At 69.8% G+C, this 15,936-nt stretch carries 13 protein-coding genes and 1 pseudogene; 4 read left to right on the top strand and 10 right to left on the bottom strand.

Annotation, left to right across the window (positions count from 1 at the left end):
• Positions 1-29 precede the first annotated feature (29 nt).
• The 5 genes and pseudogenes from J7I98_RS06250 to J7I98_RS06230 all read right to left on the bottom strand — a co-directional run bounded on the left by J7I98_RS06250 (position 30) and on the right by J7I98_RS06230 (position 5,773).
• Positions 30-2,054: a cell wall-binding repeat-containing protein gene (locus J7I98_RS06250; protein ID WP_214919555.1), complete on the bottom strand. Its 2,025-nt coding sequence runs from the start codon at positions 2,052-2,054 to the stop codon at positions 30-32.
• A 325-nt stretch (positions 2,055-2,379) separates the two neighbouring features.
• Positions 2,380-2,517, bottom strand: coding sequence for a hypothetical protein (locus tag J7I98_RS06245; protein ID WP_214919554.1), 138 nt, complete (start codon positions 2,515-2,517; stop codon positions 2,380-2,382).
• 575 nt (positions 2,518-3,092) lie between these two features.
• Positions 3,093-3,311 (bottom strand): annotated as a pseudogene (locus tag J7I98_RS06240) (PfkB family carbohydrate kinase); the annotation flags it as partial.
• Positions 3,308-4,069, bottom strand: a complete 762-nt coding sequence (locus tag J7I98_RS06235) for a DeoR/GlpR family DNA-binding transcription regulator (protein WP_214919553.1) — start codon at positions 4,067-4,069, stop codon at positions 3,308-3,310. The gene J7I98_RS06235 and the pseudogene J7I98_RS06240, both read right to left, overlap by 4 nt.
• A 177-nt stretch (positions 4,070-4,246) precedes the next feature.
• A complete protein-coding gene (locus tag J7I98_RS06230) occupies positions 4,247-5,773 on the bottom strand; it encodes an MFS transporter (protein WP_214919552.1) in 1,527 nt (508 codons plus the stop codon).
• A gap of 63 nt (positions 5,774-5,836) precedes the next feature.
• Here J7I98_RS06230 and J7I98_RS06225 point away from each other — a divergent pair, with 63 nt between their 5' ends.
• Complete coding sequence (locus J7I98_RS06225; RefSeq protein WP_214919551.1) at positions 5,837-6,841, top strand: YafY family protein; 1,005 nt, start codon at positions 5,837-5,839, stop codon at positions 6,839-6,841.
• Between the two features lie 106 nt (positions 6,842-6,947).
• Here the strand turns inward: J7I98_RS06225 and J7I98_RS06220 are convergent, their stop codons facing one another.
• Complete coding sequence (locus J7I98_RS06220) at positions 6,948-7,946, bottom strand: RNA polymerase sigma factor RpoD/SigA (RefSeq protein WP_214919550.1); 999 nt, start codon at positions 7,944-7,946, stop codon at positions 6,948-6,950.
• 163 nt (positions 7,947-8,109) lie between these two features.
• On the opposite strand from J7I98_RS06220, the gene J7I98_RS06215 reads away from it, so the two are divergent.
• Positions 8,110-8,703: a GNAT family N-acetyltransferase gene (locus J7I98_RS06215; protein WP_214919549.1), complete on the top strand. Its 594-nt coding sequence runs from the start codon at positions 8,110-8,112 to the stop codon at positions 8,701-8,703.
• Positions 8,704-8,872: 169 nt separating this feature from the next.
• Here the strand turns inward: J7I98_RS06215 and J7I98_RS06210 are convergent, their stop codons facing one another.
• Positions 8,873-9,634: a dioxygenase gene (locus J7I98_RS06210; RefSeq protein WP_214919690.1), complete on the bottom strand. Its 762-nt coding sequence runs from the start codon at positions 9,632-9,634 to the stop codon at positions 8,873-8,875.
• A 107-nt stretch (positions 9,635-9,741) separates the two neighbouring features.
• Between J7I98_RS06210 and J7I98_RS06205 the strand changes: the two genes are divergently transcribed.
• Positions 9,742-10,233 carry a MarR family winged helix-turn-helix transcriptional regulator gene (locus tag J7I98_RS06205; RefSeq protein WP_214919548.1) on the top strand — a complete coding sequence of 164 codons (492 nt, stop codon included), beginning with the start codon at positions 9,742-9,744 and terminating at the stop codon, positions 10,231-10,233.
• A 39-nt stretch (positions 10,234-10,272) separates the two neighbouring features.
• Here the strand turns inward: J7I98_RS06205 and J7I98_RS06200 are convergent, their stop codons facing one another.
• Together J7I98_RS06200 and J7I98_RS06195 are read right to left on the bottom strand one after the other, a co-directional pair.
• Positions 10,273-11,808 (bottom strand): MFS transporter, encoded by a 1,536-nt coding sequence (locus J7I98_RS06200; protein ID WP_214919547.1) that lies wholly within the window; start codon positions 11,806-11,808, stop codon positions 10,273-10,275.
• Between the two features lie 95 nt (positions 11,809-11,903).
• Positions 11,904-12,560: a TetR/AcrR family transcriptional regulator gene (locus tag J7I98_RS06195; RefSeq protein WP_214919546.1), complete on the bottom strand. Its 657-nt coding sequence runs from the start codon at positions 12,558-12,560 to the stop codon at positions 11,904-11,906.
• Positions 12,561-12,796: 236 nt separating this feature from the next.
• Here J7I98_RS06195 and J7I98_RS06190 point away from each other — a divergent pair, with 236 nt between their 5' ends.
• Positions 12,797-14,098: a M6 family metalloprotease domain-containing protein gene (locus tag J7I98_RS06190; protein ID WP_214919545.1), complete on the top strand. Its 1,302-nt coding sequence runs from the start codon at positions 12,797-12,799 to the stop codon at positions 14,096-14,098.
• Here J7I98_RS06190 and J7I98_RS06185 read toward each other — a convergent pair.
• A complete protein-coding gene (locus J7I98_RS06185) occupies positions 14,085-15,812 on the bottom strand; it encodes a class I adenylate-forming enzyme family protein (RefSeq protein WP_308377686.1) in 1,728 nt (575 codons plus the stop codon). The genes J7I98_RS06190 and J7I98_RS06185 overlap by 14 nt on opposite strands.
• Between the last annotated feature and the right edge of the window lie 124 nt (positions 15,813-15,936).

Below are 15,936 nucleotides of genomic sequence, written 5' to 3'. Positions count from 1 at the left end.
AGCCGTCGGCGGCCCAGGCAGCACGGCAGTTACCTCTTGACCGTCACCTGGAGAGGGGCCAGGTCCGGGCTTGGAGCGTGCATGGTGCTGCTGGCGGACTGCGGCTGGGCGGTCGGGCTCTGCGGGGCCGCTCCCTTGTAGTACGGGGTGTAGGCGTAGTGGCTGCCCACGCCGATGGCCGCACCGATCATCGGGATGACGGACGCGTCGACCGAGCCGGTGCCGCCGAAGACGGCCACGTGGTTCATGCTCGCCGACATCCGCATCAGGTACCGCTTGGTGTCGTACGGCAGCGAGGTGACGTCGGTCCACAGCAGCGGACCGTAGGTGGTCATCGCCGACGACGCGGAGACACCCCCGCGCCAACTGCCCACGGAGGCCACCGCGGCGTTCGACGGCAGCGACCACCACAGCTTGGCGAGCTGCGCGGCGTTCGACTGCGGATTGGCGCCGGCGACCCGGTAGTAGCTGTACTGGCTGGGCCAGTGCGGCATCTTGCCAGCCTTGTAAGCCTTGGCCAGCGCCGACTCGGCGTCGGTCCCCACCGTGATGATCTTCGTCGTGCTCGGGCTGTACTTGTCGAGGTGGCCGTAGACGGACGCGGTCATGGTCGAGCCGTCGGTCAGCAGCACGACCGCGGTCCCCGAACTGCCCATGGACCCCGCGGCGGAACTGGCCGCGAGGGCGTTGTGGTAGTCGGTGCCGGTGGCCAGGAACACGTACTTCGGCGTACTGGTGATCGTCTTGGCCACGGCCACCGAGGTGGAGTAGCGCGAGACGTCGGACAGTCGCTTGGCGACGTACCCGAGCGAGGTCACCTTGGACGCCACCGAGCTGCTGAGGACGTTGGTGCCGCCGACCAGGTAGACCGTCTTGCCCTTCGGCAGCATGCGCTGCAGCTCGGTCTGCACCGAGGAGTCCAGGCTCGTTCCGGAGGTCATCAGCACCGGTCCGCGCTTCTTGCCGGCCAGCGAGGTCGCGGTGGTGGCGTACGCCGAGTCCGACTTGCTGATGAGGACGGCCGCGCCCGCATTCGTCAGGCCGGGCGTGCTCTTGCCGACCGTGTTCCACGTCCACTTGGACGACGCGATGTTGGTGTCGTAGGTGTCGGAGCCGTAGACCCGGGAGATCGTGTTGTCCCTGAGCGGCTGCCAGGCCACGTTGGTGCCGTCGCCCTGGAAAACCCGCGTCTCCGTGCCCGTGCCGAGGTCGTGGATCCACACCTGCGGGCCCTGCGGGACGTCCGGGTTGCCGGAGACGAAGATGTCGTACGCGATCCGGTTGCCCTGCGGCGACCAGGCGGGCCGGTTGTGGTCGGTGGCGTCCGTGGTGACCTGGGTCAACCCGGTGCCGTCGGTCTTGACCGTGAACAGCTGCTTGTGCCCATCGACGGACCGGGTGAAGGCCACCGACTGGCCGTCCGCGGAGATGCTCGGATCCTTCGCGTTGTCGGCCAGCTTGGTGAACGCCCCGGTACGGCCGTTGTAGACCCACACGGCCGGAGTGCCGGCGGTCGCGCAGCTCGTGCCGGTGCGCACGAAGGCCAGCATGCCGTTGACCGCGCCGCTGGGCTTGGAGTCGCAGCCGTCGACGTCGGTGCCGAACAGTGCCTGGGGTGCGCGGGTGCCGTCGGCCGCGGTCACCCGCAGTCGGCCTGCCGCGGTGAAGACGATATCGCCGCCGCCGTACCAGAACGTCGGGTCGGCCGGATGCCAGCCGCTGCCCGTCGGCATGGTGATGTCGACACCGGTGTCCTCCGAGTCGGCCCATGCCGTGCGGATGTGGTCGTCGTAGGGGTTCACGAAGGCGACCTGGCTGCCGTCGGCGGACCAGGCGCCCTGGTTTCCAGTCGGGCTGAACGAGGACCATGAGGACCCGTTGGGGTCAACGAAGCTCATCTGACCGCCGACATCGGTGTACAGCAGTTTGCCGTCGACGGCCGGCCAGCTGCCGGTGACGGCAGTCGCCGGGCCCGGAAGCCCGGCGACGAGACCGGCCGCGAGCGCGGCGACGGTCGTGAGCGCCGCGAATCTGCGGCGCGTAGGCGTGTTCAATGTGCCCCCACAGGTAAATGGATGGCCACCGGGCCTCTCCCCCGAGGTGAACGAACGGCATCGTGTTCGTCGTCCGTACGGCAGCGGCGAAACACTAGTGGCAGGCCACGGCAGCTGTGAAGGCAGGGGGCACGCGGGGGAAGGGCAGGTCGGAGGGGCAGGCAAGCCCGAAGTTTTGAGACCCAGCCATCATCCTTATCAGGTCGGTCACTCTGAGCCGCTGCTCCAGGTGACCCAACCGTTTCGTCTGGCTGGTTAGCTTTTCGTGTTCAGGCGCAACCCCTCTCGTTCGCACCTGTTGGTGTCAGCCGTTGATGTCGGATCGCTAGAGCTGATCTCGCCACCACGGGGTGCCAGGAGAGTCGGCACGGACAACCTTCGCTCGGGTCAGGATCTTGCTGTCGAGAGCCCAGACGAGCTTGCGCAGCTCCTGGGCCGACTTCTTCGGCAACGCATGCAGCATCTCTTCGAGGTGATCGCGAAAGAGCCCTGGATCGCACCCGCACTCAGGGATGCCGCACCGGGACGCGGTGTACGGGTCCGCCATGCGCCTCAATGGACCGTGCGCCAAAGCGGCCCAGTGCCAGAACGCTTCGGCTGTTGCGCCTGGCCAGTAGCGGGTGCGTTCAAGCCTGCGGATGTGGGCCTCGCACCCTCCCGGTAGACGGTCGATGACTGGGTAGCGAGGGCGACGGCTGCTGATGCGTACGGGAATGTCATCCCGCACTTCGGCCGGGCGCCTACGCGGCATTGCCCTTTCGGTTGTGGTTCATGGGGGCACCGTATTGCCGGCCTGCGCTGTCGATCTACCCGCACTTCGTCACGCGGTCGGTGGCGGCTTTGGGCTGGAGCTGCTTTGGGGCGAGTGATCACGGCCCCTTACGCTGGCCGCGATTCGGGCAGCGCATACGGAAGTCGTGCTGCAGTTGATCCGGAAGGTGCGTGCTGCCGCGAGAAGCTCTCAAGGGAGCTGATCGAGGGCTGCCTGTTGGAGCGGGTGTCGCCCACGACCGGCACCGGCGCGACCTCGATGCCCTACGCGCCCAGGAGTTGGGCGACGAGCGCACCCGGAGCCCCGCCGAGCGGCATGACGGCGACGGTGCGGTGCCCGGCGGCGGCGACGGCGCGCGAGACGTTGACTCCCTTGCCGCCCGGGTCCATCCGGTCGGCGGTGGCACGCAGGACCTCGCCGTGGTCGAGAGCGGGGACCTCGTACGTACGGTCCAGGCTCGGGTTGGGCGTGACGGTGAGGATCATGCGCGTACGACCTCCGTGCCGGCGGCCTCGATGGCGGCGGCGTCTTCCGGGCTGAGGCCGGTGTCGGTGATGAGCAGGTCGACGTCGGTGAGGTCGCCGAAGCGGGCGAAGTGTTCCTGCCCGTACTTGGCGGAGTCGGCCAGCAGCACCACCCGGCGGGCGGCCGCGACGACGGCCCGCTTCACGGCGGCCTCGGCGAGGTCGGGGGTGGTGAGCCCGCTGTCGAGCGCGAACCCGTTGGTCGCGATGAAGGCGACGTCGGCGCGGATCTCGCCGTACGCCCGCAATGCCCACGCATCGACGGCGGCCCGCGTACGGTGCCGGACGCGGCCTCCGACCAGGTGCAGGTCGATGCCGGGGTGGTCGGCCAGGCGGGCGGCGACCGGCAGCGCATGGGTGACGACGGTCAGCCCGGACTCCAGGGGCACGTCGGCGGCCAGCCGCCCGATGGTCGAACCCGCGTCGAGGACGACGCTGCCCTGGGCGGGCAGTTCGGCGAGGGCCGCACGCGCGATGCGGTCCTTCTCGTCGGCGGCGCTGGACTCGCGCTCGGCGAGGTCGGGCTCGAAGTCGAGGCTGCCTGCCGGGATGGCGCCGCCGTGCACCCGGCGGACGAGCCCGGCGCGGTCAAGGGCCTTGAGATCGCGGCGGATGGTCTCGGCGGTGACCTGGAAGGTCTCGGCGAGGGAGAGCACGTCCACCCGCCCGCTCTCGCGTGCGAGGCGGAGGATCTCCTGCTGACGCTCCGGTGCGTACATGTGGGTTTACATCCGTTCAATGCCCGAACCTGTGGTTTTGCAAGAAGGGTACGGTCCGAATTCTTGGTCTAAACAGATTCGGGCATCGAAACGGGCATAGCCGGGCGCAAAAAGGGCGACGGCGCCCGTGCCTGATGAGGCAAACGGGCGCCGCCGGCGCGAGCAGTCAGGCACCGGTCACGGCGTGAGCACCGGCTCCTTGACCACCGGAGCATCGGCAGCGGGCTCGTCCGCGCCTTCCATCCCCACCCGCGGCCGGGCCGGCAGCGCGAACATCAGGCAGAAGATGACCACCAGCACCGCCGTCGCCCACCACAGCGCGTTCTGGAACGCGTCCACGAAGGCGACGCCCACCGCCTCCGGCGCGAGCTTGTCGTCGATGACTCCGAAGAAGACGACCGAGACCAGGCCGAGCCCGAGCGCGTTGCCCATCTGCGTCATCGTGTTGATCAGGCCGGACGCCGAGCCGGAGTGCTCGCGCGGCACCTCGGACAGCACCGCGTCCGTCAGCGGCGCCACGATCAGGCCCATGCCGAGCCCCATCACCACGAGCGGCAGCGCCATCTGCCAGGACTGGATGGCCGTGCCGTACCGGTCGGCCTCCCAGATGTAGAGCAGCAGACCGGCCGCCATCGTCAGCGCGCCCGTCTGGAGGACCTTCCGGCCGAAGCGCGGGACGAGCTTCTGTACGGAAAGACCTGCCGCCAGCGACACGGCGATGGAGAACGGGATGCCCGTCGTGCCCGCGCGCAGCGCACTCCAGCCGAGCCCGATCTGCATGTACAGCGTCCAGACCAGGAAGAAGATGCCGAGGGACACACCGAAGGTCAGCTGCACCGCGATACCGGCGGCGAAGCTCTTCACCTTGAACAGGGAGAGCTCGACGAGGGGCGAGCCGTCCTTGCGGGTCTTGTAGCGCTCGAATACGACGAAGAGCGCGAAGACGGCCAGGCTGCCGGCCATCGAGAGGTGGCCCCACAGCGGCCAGTCCAGCTCCTCGCCGCGCGTGAGCGGGTAGATCAGCATGAGCAGGCCGAGCGTCACGAGCAGGACGCCGATCAGGTCGAGGCGCAGCGCCTTCGGGGCCTTGGACTCGCTGATGAAGCGGCTGCCGAGGATCAGGCCCGCGATGCCGACCGGCAGGTTGATGAGGAAGATGGGCCGCCATTCCAGGCCGAACAGGTTCCACTCGGTGAGCAGCGCGCCGAGCATGGGGCCCGACACCGCGCCGAGGCCGACGATCGCGCCGAAGAGGCCGAAGACCTTGCCGCGCTCGTGCGCGGGGAAGGTGGCGTGGACGATCGACAGGACCTGCGGGACCATCAGCGCTGCCATCGCGCCCTGGAGAATGCGGGAGGCGACGAGCATCTCCGGGTTCGCGGCGAATCCGCAGAGCGCGGAGGCCAGCGTGAAGCCGCCGATGCCGACGAGGAAGAGCCGCTTGCGGCCGTAGATGTCACCGAGCCTGCCGCCCGTGATCAGCCCGGCTGCGAACGCCAGGGCATACCCCGCGGTGATCCACTGGATCGAGCTGAAGGTGGCGCCCAGGTGCTCCTGGATGCTGGGGATGGCTATGTTCACGATCGTGACGTCGACCAGGTCCATGAAGGCCGCGGTCATCACGATGGCGAGCGCGAACCACCGGCGGCGGTCGGGCGCACCGGCCTCGTCGGTCTGCTCGGACGGCAGTGGTGTGGAAGTCATGGGAGCGACCGTAGGCGGTTTGTAGGACAGATCTCGTCCTAATTAACCGGCATCCTGGAAGACATGACGACAGACACCCCGGCAAGGCTGCTGCAACTGCTGTCGCTCCTCCAGACGCCCCGCGAATGGCCGGGCAGTGAGCTCGCCGAGCGCCTGCGGGTCAGCCGCCGCACCGTACGGCGCGACATCGACCGGCTGCGCGAGCTCGGCTATCCCGTGCAGGCGACGCTGGGCGCGGACGGCGGCTACCGGCTCGTGGCGGGCAAGGCAATGCCGCCGCTGGTCCTCGACGACGAGGAGGCCGTCGCCATCGCCGTCGGGCTGCGGGCCGGCGCCGGGCACGCGGTCGAGGGCATCGAGGAGGCGTCCGTACGGGCGCTGGCGAAGCTGGAGCAGGTGCTGCCGTCCCGGCTGCGGCACCAGGTCTCCACCCTCCAGGCCGCCACGATCCCGCTGACCAGCGGCGACGGCGCGTCCATCGACCCGCATACGCTCACCGTGATGGCGGGCGCGGCCACCGGGCAGGAGCGGCTGCGCTTCGCCTACCGGGCGGGGGACGGCTCCGCGAGCAAGCGGCTGGTCGAGCCGCACCGCCTGGTGAGCACGGGCAGACGGTGGTACCTGGTCGCGTACGACCTGGACCGGGACGCCTGGCGGACGTTCCGCGTGGACCGGGTCAGCGAGCCGTTCGCCACGGGGGCGCGCTTCACGCCGCGCGGGCTGCCGACCGGGAACGCCGCCGACTTCATCAAGCAGTCGCTGCAGAGGTTCCAGTCGGAGTACCGGGCCGTGGCGGAGTACCGCGTCGTGGCGGCGTTCGATGCTCCCGCCGCTTTTGTGGCGGCCCGGCTGCCGCGCTCGCTGGGTACGCCTGAGCCCGTCGACGAGAACAGCTGCCGACTCGACGTCGGGTCCACCGACTCGGTGGAGTGGCTGGCGCTCCGACTCGCGCTGGTGGACTGCGAGTTCACGGTGTCGCAGCCGCAGGAGCTGGTCGCGTACCTCACCGAGCTGGGCGGCAGGATCAACCGGGCGGTCGCCCGACCTGACGGTACGCCGGACCACTAAGAGGGGGACACGGGCGCGGTTGGTGCGGGGAACCCCGGCGCCGGGGATGCGCCGGGGTTCATCCCTGGGAAGACACGTACCTCGATGCGGACCTTGGCGCCCCTGCTTACGCCGCCGCCTCGAAGCCCGTGTCGCGAGCCATGCGCTTCAGCTCCACCAGCGCGTGCTTCTCGATCTGCCGGATCCGCTCGCGCGTCAGTCCGTGCTCCCTGCCCACTTCGGTCAGCGTCCGCTCACGGCCGTCCTCGATGCCGTACCGCATACGGATGATCGAGGCCGTGCGCTCGTCGAGCTGCCCTATGAGACCTTCGAGCTCCTCGCTGCGCAGCAGCGAAAGCACCGACTGCTCGGGCGAAACCGCCGAAGTGTCCTCCAGCAGGTCGCCGAACTGTGTCTCGCCCGCGTCGTCGACCGGCATATTGAGCGAGACCGGGTCGCGCGCCCAGTCGAGCACGTCGCTGACGCGTGCAGGCTTGGCATCCAGCTCGGCGGCGATCTCCGCATGCTCGGGCTCGCGCCCGTGCTCACGGTTGAACTCTCGCTGCACGCGCCGGATCCGGCCGAGCTCCTCCACCAGGTGGACAGGGAGCCGGATGGTGCGGGACTGGTCGGCTATGGACCGGGTGATGGCCTGCCGGATCCACCAGGTCGCGTACGTCGAGAACTTGAAGCCCTTGGCATAGTCGAACTTCTCGACGGCGCGCACCAGGCCCGCGTTCCCCTCCTGGATCAGGTCGAGGAGGGGCAGGCCGCTGCGCGGATAACGGCGCGCGACGGCGACGACAAGGCGGAGGTTGGACCGGATGAACAGGTCCTTGGCGCGCTCGCCCTCGGCGACCAGCGCTTCCAGTTCCTCGCGTGAAGCGCCGCCCGCCTCGCTCTCCACCTCTTTGTCGAGGATCTGCTGCGCGTAGACGCCTGCCTCGATGGTCTGCGAAAGGTGAACTTCCTTGGCGGCATCGAGCAGCGGCGTCCGTGCGATCTCGTCGAGGTACATGCCGACCAGGTCGCGGTCGGCGATCTCCCCGCCTGCGGCGCGAACGCTGCGTACCCCGCCGGACCCTCTGGTGGGGGTCTGACTCCGGGCGACGGCACGGGTTGCCATGCGTGCTCCCTTGCGTATGTAGGTCGCGATTGGGTGGCTGCCTGACGCCCTTCGGGTGCCCTGCCTCCGATGGAAACAACGACTGGAATCCGGACAGAATTCCCACGCCGTGCATTCATTTTCGTGATCTTGCAGTACCCTGTCCGCCGCCGAGGGGAGACGGATGCCGCACGAACACTCAGAGGTGCAGGTCAGGCCGGGCACGGAGGCCGACCTCAGCGCCCTCACGGACATCTACAACCACTACGTGCGCGAGACGGCGATCACCTTTGACACAGCCGCCTTCACGCCCGAGCAGCGCCGCCCGTGGCTGCACTCTCACCCTGAAGACGGCCCGCACCGCCTTCTGGTTGCTCGCGATGTCCGTTCCGCCCGGATTCTGGGTTACGCGACGAGCGGCCCCTTCCGTCCGAAGGCCGCGTACGCCACCTCCGTGGAGGTCAGCGTCTACTGCGCGCCCGACGCGGGAGGCCGCGGCATCGGCTCGCTCCTCTACGAGGCCCTCTTCGGAGCCCTGGAGAAGGAGGACCTCCACCGCGCCTACGCCGGTGTCACCCAGCCCAACGAAGCGTCCGTCCGCCTCCATACCCGCTTCGGCTTCCGCCACACCGGCACGCACCACGAGGTGGGCCGGAAGTTCGGCCGCTACTGGGACGTGGCGTGGTACGAGAAGGACCTCGGCGTACGAGACGTGCCTCGGCCCCGGGACCTGGCACCGGACGCCGAAAGGGCCGAGCCCGGCCCCGCCCGGTCGTAGGTCCGCAGCCCGTTACGCCCCGCCCGGACCCCGCCGCCGCGTCACGCGCGTACCGGTTACGCCCCGGAGGCACCCGTTCCGTACACCGGACCCGGCAGCATCGAGCCGAGCGAAGCGAGCCACTGACCCGAGCCCTGAGCCCTAAAAACCTGAGCCCTTCAACGGCGGCTCAGCCGAACTGCACGGACCGCTTCGCCAGCCCCATCCAGAAGCCGTCGATCACATGGCGCTGCGTCTCCAGCTCGCCCTCGGACGCCCCCAGCGTCACGAACAGCGGCGCGAAGTGCTCGGTGCGCGGGTGGGCGAGGCGGCCGGCCGGGGACTTGTGCTCGAAGTCGAGCAGCGCGTCCACGTCCGCCGCCGTCAGCGCCTCGCGCCCCCACGCGTCGAACTCCGCCGACCAGCCGGGCACTCCACCGCCCTGGTGGCGCAGTGCGGCCAGGTTGTGGGTGAAGAAGCCGCTGCCGACGACCAGTACGCCCTCGTCGCGCAGCGGCGCTAGCTTGCGCCCGATGTCCATCAGCTTCTGCGGGTCGAGCGTGGGCATGGAGATCTGGAGTACGGGGATGTCGGCCGCCGGGAACATCTCGACCAGCGGGACGTACGCCCCGTGGTCGAGCCCCCGGTCCGGGATGTCCTGTACGGGCACACCGGCGCCGCGCAGCAACTTCCGTACGGATTCGGCCAGTTCGGGGGCGCCTGGCGCGGCGTACGTCACCCGGTAGTAGTGCTCAGGGAAGCCCCAGAAGTCGTACACCAGCGGCACGGTTTCGGTCGCGCCGAGTGCGAGCGGGGCCTCCTCCCAGTGGGCGGAGACCATCAGGATCGCCCGGGGACGCGGCAGCCCGGCCGACCAGTCGGCGAGCTGGCCGGGCCAGACCGGGTCGTCGGCCAGCGGCGGGGCGCCATGGCTCAGGTAGAGGGCGGGCATGCGCTCCACGACGACCACATCCTTCCTTGAAGATTCAAGTTGTTCTCTGCTCCCGACCCTAACTCCACTTAGTTCAAGTTTCAAGGATGGGGTCGTAGAGTGGATGTATGACGACGGCACCACGCTGGCTCAGCGAAGAGGAACAGCGCACCTGGCGTGCATACCTCCAGGCCACCACACTCCTGGAGGACCACCTCGACCGCCAGTTGCAGCGTGACGCCGGGATGCCGCACGTCTATTACGGCCTGCTCGTGCAGCTCGCCCAGGCGCCGGGCCGGCGGCTCCGGATGACCGAACTCGCCATCACCGCGAAGATCACCCGCTCCCGGCTCTCGCACGCCGTCGCCCGCCTCGAACGCAACGGCTGGGTGCGCCGCGAGGACTGCGCGGACGACCGGCGAGGGCAGAACGCCGTACTCACGGACGACGGCTTCGAGGTCCTGAAGCAGACCGCGCCGGGGCATGTCGAGACCGTCCGGCAGGCGATGTTCGACCGGCTGACCCCGGAACAGGTCGGGCAGCTCGGCGAGATCATGAGGGTCGTCGCCGACGGCCTCCAGCCGAAGACCACGGACGCAGACCTGCCCTGGCTCCGCTGAGGCGAAAACCAGGGCAGGAGGCAGGGCAGGCCAGAGGCCTCAGTGTGCGACGGCGGGGATCTTCAGCTCGTCCTCCGCGGCGCCCTCACCGCCGCCCGACGCGACCGTCGTCGCGCCCGGACGACCCGTGTTGATCAGCGTCAGAGCGATCACCGCCGAGACGACCAGGATGCCGACCGCCCACCAGATGGCGCTCGCGTAGCCGTGCACCATGGCCTGCGCCCGGAGCAGTTGCTCGTTGGTGGCGCCGGCCGCGTGCGAGGCGACGTATGCCGTGGTGGCGCTTGCCGCGATGGTGTTCAGCAGCGCCGTACCGATGGCGCCGCCCACCTGCTGCGACGTGTTGACCATGGCCGATGCCACGCCCGCGTCGCGCGGCTCGATGCCGTGTGTCGACAGGGACATGGCCGGCATGAAGGCCGTACCCATGCCGAGACCCAGCAGCAGCTGCGCGGGCAGGATCAGCCCAGCGTACGACGAACCGACCTCCAGCTGCGTCAGCAGCAGCATGCCGAGCGCCGCGACCAGGAAGCCGGGGCCCATCAGGAGGCGGGGCGGTACCCGCGTCATCAGGCGGGCGCCGATCTGGGTCGAGCCCGTGATCATGCCCGCGATCATCGGCAGGAAGGCGAAGCCGGTCTTGACCGGCGAGAAGCCCTTCACGATCTGGAGGTAGTACGTCAGGAAGAGGAAGAGCCCGAACATCGAGATGACGGCGAGGCCCAGCGACAGGTACACACCGCCGCGGTTGCGCTCGGTCAGGACGCGCAGCGGCAGCAGCGGGTGCTTGACCTTCGACTCGACGGCCACGAAGGCGGCCAGCAGCACGGCCGAGGCCACGAACAGGCCGACTGTCGCACCCGACGCCCAGCCGTCCGACTCGGCGCGCGTGAAGCCGTACACCAGCGAGACCAGACCCAGGGTGGAGAGCACCACGCCAGGGATGTCCAGCGGCGAGCGGTTGCGACCGCCGGCCGGCTCACGGATGACGAAGTACGCGCCGGCCGCGGCGACGACGGCGAAGGGGATGTTGACGAAGAACGTCCAGCGCCAGTTCAGGTACTCGGTGAGGAAGCCACCCAGGATCAGGCCGACCGCGCCACCGCCGCCCGCGATCGCGCCGTAGATGCCGAAGGCCTTGGCCCGCTCCTTCACGTCGGTGAACATCACCGCGAGCAGCGAGAGCGCGGCCGGCGCGAGCAGCGCACCGAAGGCGCCCTGGAGGGCGCGCGAGCCCAGCATCATGGCCTCGTTGGTGGCGGCGCCGCCGAGCGCGGAGGCCGCGGCGAAGCCGAGGAGGCCGACGACGAAGGTGCGCTTGCGGCCCCACAGGTCGGCGATGCGGCCGCCGAAGAGCAGCAGGCCGCCGAAGGCCAGGGCGTACGCGGTGATGACCCACTGGCGGTTGGCGTCGGAGATGCCGAGGTCGCGCTGCGCCGACGGCAGGGCGATGTTCACGATCGTCGCGTCCAGCACCACCATCAGCTGGGCGAGCGCGATGAAGACCAGCGCTTTCCAGCGGCTGGGATCCGGGGCCAGGGGGCCCGGTATGAGAGTGTCGGCTGTTTTTGGCATGGGTGTGGCCACCTAAGGGTGCGAAGAGGCGAAAACGGGCGTAACCGCGTGGTCAGGGGCGGGAGTCAGAAGGAGTCAGCAGGGATAAGCAGGAGTTACGACTCCCGGCGCAGGTCCTCCAAGGTCGCGGGAGAGCCGGGGAGAACGGAGCGCGCCGGCGTCTCCAGGCCATCGAGGAAAAGCTGCAGATGCCGGTGCACGAACTGGTCGAAGTTCAGGCACGCGCTGCCCGGCAGTGGTCGGGTGAGCTGGGAGAGGGCGACCATCAGGTCGCCGACAGCCACGTCGTCACGGAGCCGTCCCGCCTGCCGCGCACGCGCCATGAGGCCTTCCACGGCCTGTTCGAGGCGGTCACGCTCGGCCAGCAGCTCCGGGTGATCCTTGTCGAAGCCTTCCGAGAGCATCGGGCACAGCGCCCCGATCCGTTCGTCGGCGGCCGCGTGGACGAAGCGGCGCAGCGCGTCGAACGGGTCGGCCTCCTCGGTGGCCGCGGTCTGCGCCTGGTCCGTGGTGCGGGACATGACGGAGACGACCACGTGGTGGATCAGTTCGGCCCGGTCCGGGAAGTGCCGGTAGAGCGTCGCGTTGCCGACGCCCGCACGGCGGGCGATCTCGTCGAGCGGCACGTCGGGGCCGAACTCGACGAACATCTCGCGCGCGGCCGTGACAATCCGCTCCCGGTTGCGCAGAGCATCGGCCCGCGGGCGCGGTGCGCGGCGCTGTGCGGTCGGGTTGCAGGTGTCGGTGGTCACGGCGCTCCCTCTCTCATAACCGGGGATGCAGTCCCCGGTTCGTCGGACACAGGCGTAAACGGGGACCTCGTCCCCGGTTATTTCCGCAAGTACCACATGTGACCCGGATCACAACCTGGGCGGGCAGGAAACCCACGATCGGCCCACCCAGCGAGCGCCCGCGCACCCGCCGACACAGGGTGTTCGAACGAGGGCAGTCAGGGACGGCCGGCTGCCGCGGACCCCGAAGGCGTTCTATGCAGCAGACCCGCCCCCGGATACGCAGACCCCGCCACGTCGTAGGCGCCGCCGTCCTCACCGGCCTGGCTCTTACGTCCGTGACCTCGGACGATTCCCCGACGCTCGACGGAAGCAGGGCATCGTCCGGCCCGTCGGCCGCCGCCGACCGGGCATCGGCCCTCGCCAGTGAGGCCGCGGCGGGGCCCTGCCGACTGGCGGGCACCCTGGGCGTACAGATGTCGGAAGGCATCCCGACACCGCCGGGGTTCTCACGCTCCACGGGCGACATCCGCGCACTCACCCTCATGATCGACTTCCCGGACGCGGAGGGCGAGGGCCCGGCGCTGGACCGGTTCAGGGAGTTCTTCCCGCAGACGCCGAAGTGGTTCGAGACGAGCTCGTACGGCCGTCTGCGCTACCGGCCCGCCGTGCCGTTCACCGACTGGCTGCGGATGCCGCTGCCGTTCGCGGCGTACGGGATCGAGCGCGGCTCACCGTACGAACCGGGCTACCGCAGTCTCGTCGCCGACATCATCAGCGCGGCCGACGCCCGGGTGGATTTCGCGGCGTACGACCTGGTCAACATCCTCGTCACGCCCAATGCCGGGCCTTCGGCGCTGGACACCGTTCTGTCCGTCACCTTCTCCGGCAACGACGACGCGCCGCCGGCCGACGGCGTCCCGCTCTCCAACACGTCGTTCGTCTACAGCCGTCAGGACGACGGATCGGGTTCGTACGACGAGACGGGCTTCCGGGTGCTGCCGCACGAGAACGGCCATGTCTTCGGCCTGCCGGACCTCTACACGGTGGACGGCGGCGGGTCGGTCGGGCACTGGGACATCATGTCCGAGGACTGGGGGGCCAACAACGATCTGCTGGGCTGGCACAAGTGGAAGCTCGGCTGGCTGGACAGCACCCAGGTCCACTGTGCGTCCGAGCCGGGCACCACCGAATACGTCCTGGCGCCGCTCGCCTCGCCGGACGTCGGCCCGAAGCTGGCGTTCATACCGCTCACGGCGAAGACGGGTTACGCGGTGGAGGTGCGCACGCAGGCCGGCAACGACGAGGCGGTCTGCAAGCCGGGGGTACTGATCTACCGCGTCGACGCGGACGTCGACACCGGGCAGGGCCCCATCACTGTCGCGGACAGCGAAGGGGACAGCGGCGGGTGCACACAGCGGCCCAATGTGCACGCGGAACTGTCGGACGCGCCGTACGACGAGGGCCAGACGTTCAAGGACCGGCAGTACGGAGTCCGTATATCGGTGATGGAAGAGGACGCGGGCGGCAATTACCGGGTCCGCATCACGCGCCAGTGACGACTTGCCCGCCCAGGGCCACTTGCCCGCCCAGAGATTCCCGCAGCTCCCTCTTGAGCACCTTTCCGGTGGCATTGCGCGGCAGGGGCTCGTCCCGTACGAGCACATGGGCAGGCACCTTGAACGCGGCGAGCCGCTTCCCGACGTACGCCCGAAGCTCCTCCACGCCAGCCACAGCGCCCGCCCTCAACTGCACGACGGCCGCGACTTCCTCCCCGAGGAGGGGATGCGGAACGCCGAGCACGGCGGCGTCGAGCACGGCGGGATGGCTGTGCAGCACGTTCTCCACTTCGACGCAGTAGACGTTCTCGCCGCCCCGGACGACCATGTCCTTGATGCGGTCGACGACTGTGACGCGCCCGTTGTGGACGGTCGCGAGGTCCCCGGTCCTGAACCACCCGTCGGCGGTGAAGGCTTCGGCGGTCGCCTTCTCGTCCCGCCAGTACCCGCGCACGAGGGACTGCCCGCGCAGCCACAGCTCGCCGACCTCGCCGTCGGCCGCCTCCTCGCCGCCGACGGCCTCCTCCTCGCCGGCCGCCTGCTCGCCGCCGCAGGACCGTGCGATCCGAATCTCGGTCACCGGAGTGGGAAACCCGGCGCTGTGCGGGTCCGCGCGGTACGCCGCGCCGAAGTTGGCCAGCACTCCGCCGCTGGTCTCGGTCAGCCCGTAGCCGTTGCGCGGCTCGATGCGCTCGCCGTACGCGGCGGTGAGCCGTGCGACGAGGCCGGGCGGGGCGGCGGCTCCGCCGGTGTTGAGCATGGTGAGCGTTTCGAGCCGGTCGCCCGCGGCCTCCGCCGCGTCCAGCAACTGGAGGGCGGTGGTGGGGACTCCGCCGTAGTGGGTGACGCGGTGCTCGCGGATCAGCTCCAGCGCGCGCCGGGCGTCCCACTTGCGCATCATCACGAGGGTGCCGCCGGCCGACATGACGGCGTAGAAGGAGGTGAAGGCGGCGACGTGGAAGAAGGGGAAGGTGGTCAGCGACACGGGCGCGGGCCCCTGCCCCGGAATGGCCCCCCGCCCGAGGGCGGAGGCGGCGGCGTAGAACCTCGGGTTCATCGCGGCCCCGGCCTGGGCGAGATGCGTGGCGACGGCGCCCTTGGGCCGCCCGGTGGTACCGGACGTATAGATGATGGTGGCGTCGTCCTCGGGCCGTACGTCGACGTCGGGTGGCCCGAGGGCGGGGTCGGCGGCGGGCAGGTCGTCGTACGACTCGAACCCGTCCTCGGCCGCCCCGTGAAAGACGATCCCGGGCACGCCTTCCCGCCGGGCCCATCCCCGCACTCGCGCGACCCGCTCACCGTCCACGAGGAGGACGCCGGGCCGGCAGTCGTCGAGGGCGTACGTGAACTCGTCCTCGGTCCACCAGGCGTTGAGGGGTACGGCGACGAGCCCTGCCAACTGGGCGGCCCAGAAGGCGATATGCCACTCGGGGTGATTGCGCATGGCGACGACGGCGCGATCGCCGGGCCGCAGGCGGTAGGTCCCCTTCTCGTCGACGAGCCGACGGGCGAGGGCGCAGGCGGCGGCGAAGAACTCGCCGTAGGTGTAGCTGCGGCTGTCGGCGACGAGGAAGGGCCGCTCGCCGTAGGCCCAGGTGACCTCGACGAACTCGCGCAGCGTCCGTGGCCCGGCGGCGTACACACCGTCTTCGACGGCGAAGGGCGCACCGGGCGCGGTCAGCCGGTCGACGGCACGGCTCTCGGCGTGCGGCACGGCAACCCCTCCCCAGGCACTCACCCTCGCCAAAACGCAGGCTAAGCGCTCGCTCAAATCCGCGGCGACGGTATGCGCACGCCGGGACCTCGTCAAGACCCACCCAATTAGCCATTTAGCTAAT

This window comes from Streptomyces sp. ISL-98, assembly GCF_018614055.1.
In the GTDB taxonomy this organism is placed as follows: Bacteria; Actinomycetota; Actinomycetes; order Streptomycetales; family Streptomycetaceae; genus Streptomyces; species Streptomyces spiramyceticus.
Note: the sequence above shows the minus strand (reverse complement) of the source record. Positions and strands in the feature narration are given on the sequence as shown.

Excerpts from the sequence above, each read along its gene's own strand:
- J7I98_RS06190 (WP_214919545.1), top strand. The coding sequence starts at position 12,797 with ATGCAGCAGACCCGCCCCCGGATACGCAGACCCCGCCACGTCGTAGGC.
- J7I98_RS06210 (WP_214919690.1), bottom strand. The coding sequence starts at position 9,634 with ATGCCCGCCCTCTACCTGAGCCATGGCGCCCCGCCGCTGGCCGACGAC.
- J7I98_RS06225 (WP_214919551.1), top strand. The coding sequence starts at position 5,837 with ATGACGACAGACACCCCGGCAAGGCTGCTGCAACTGCTGTCGCTCCTC.
- J7I98_RS06230 (WP_214919552.1), bottom strand. The coding sequence starts at position 5,773 with ATGACTTCCACACCACTGCCGTCCGAGCAGACCGACGAGGCCGGTGCG.
- J7I98_RS06235 (WP_214919553.1), bottom strand. The coding sequence starts at position 4,069 with ATGTACGCACCGGAGCGTCAGCAGGAGATCCTCCGCCTCGCACGCGAG.
- J7I98_RS06220 (WP_214919550.1), bottom strand. The coding sequence starts at position 7,946 with ATGGCAACCCGTGCCGTCGCCCGGAGTCAGACCCCCACCAGAGGGTCC.
- J7I98_RS06200 (WP_214919547.1), bottom strand. The coding sequence starts at position 11,808 with ATGCCAAAAACAGCCGACACTCTCATACCGGGCCCCCTGGCCCCGGAT.
- J7I98_RS06215 (WP_214919549.1), top strand. The coding sequence starts at position 8,110 with ATGCCGCACGAACACTCAGAGGTGCAGGTCAGGCCGGGCACGGAGGCC.
- J7I98_RS06205 (WP_214919548.1), top strand. The coding sequence starts at position 9,742 with ATGACGACGGCACCACGCTGGCTCAGCGAAGAGGAACAGCGCACCTGG.
- J7I98_RS06245 (WP_214919554.1), bottom strand. The coding sequence starts at position 2,517 with ATGCTGCATGCGTTGCCGAAGAAGTCGGCCCAGGAGCTGCGCAAGCTC.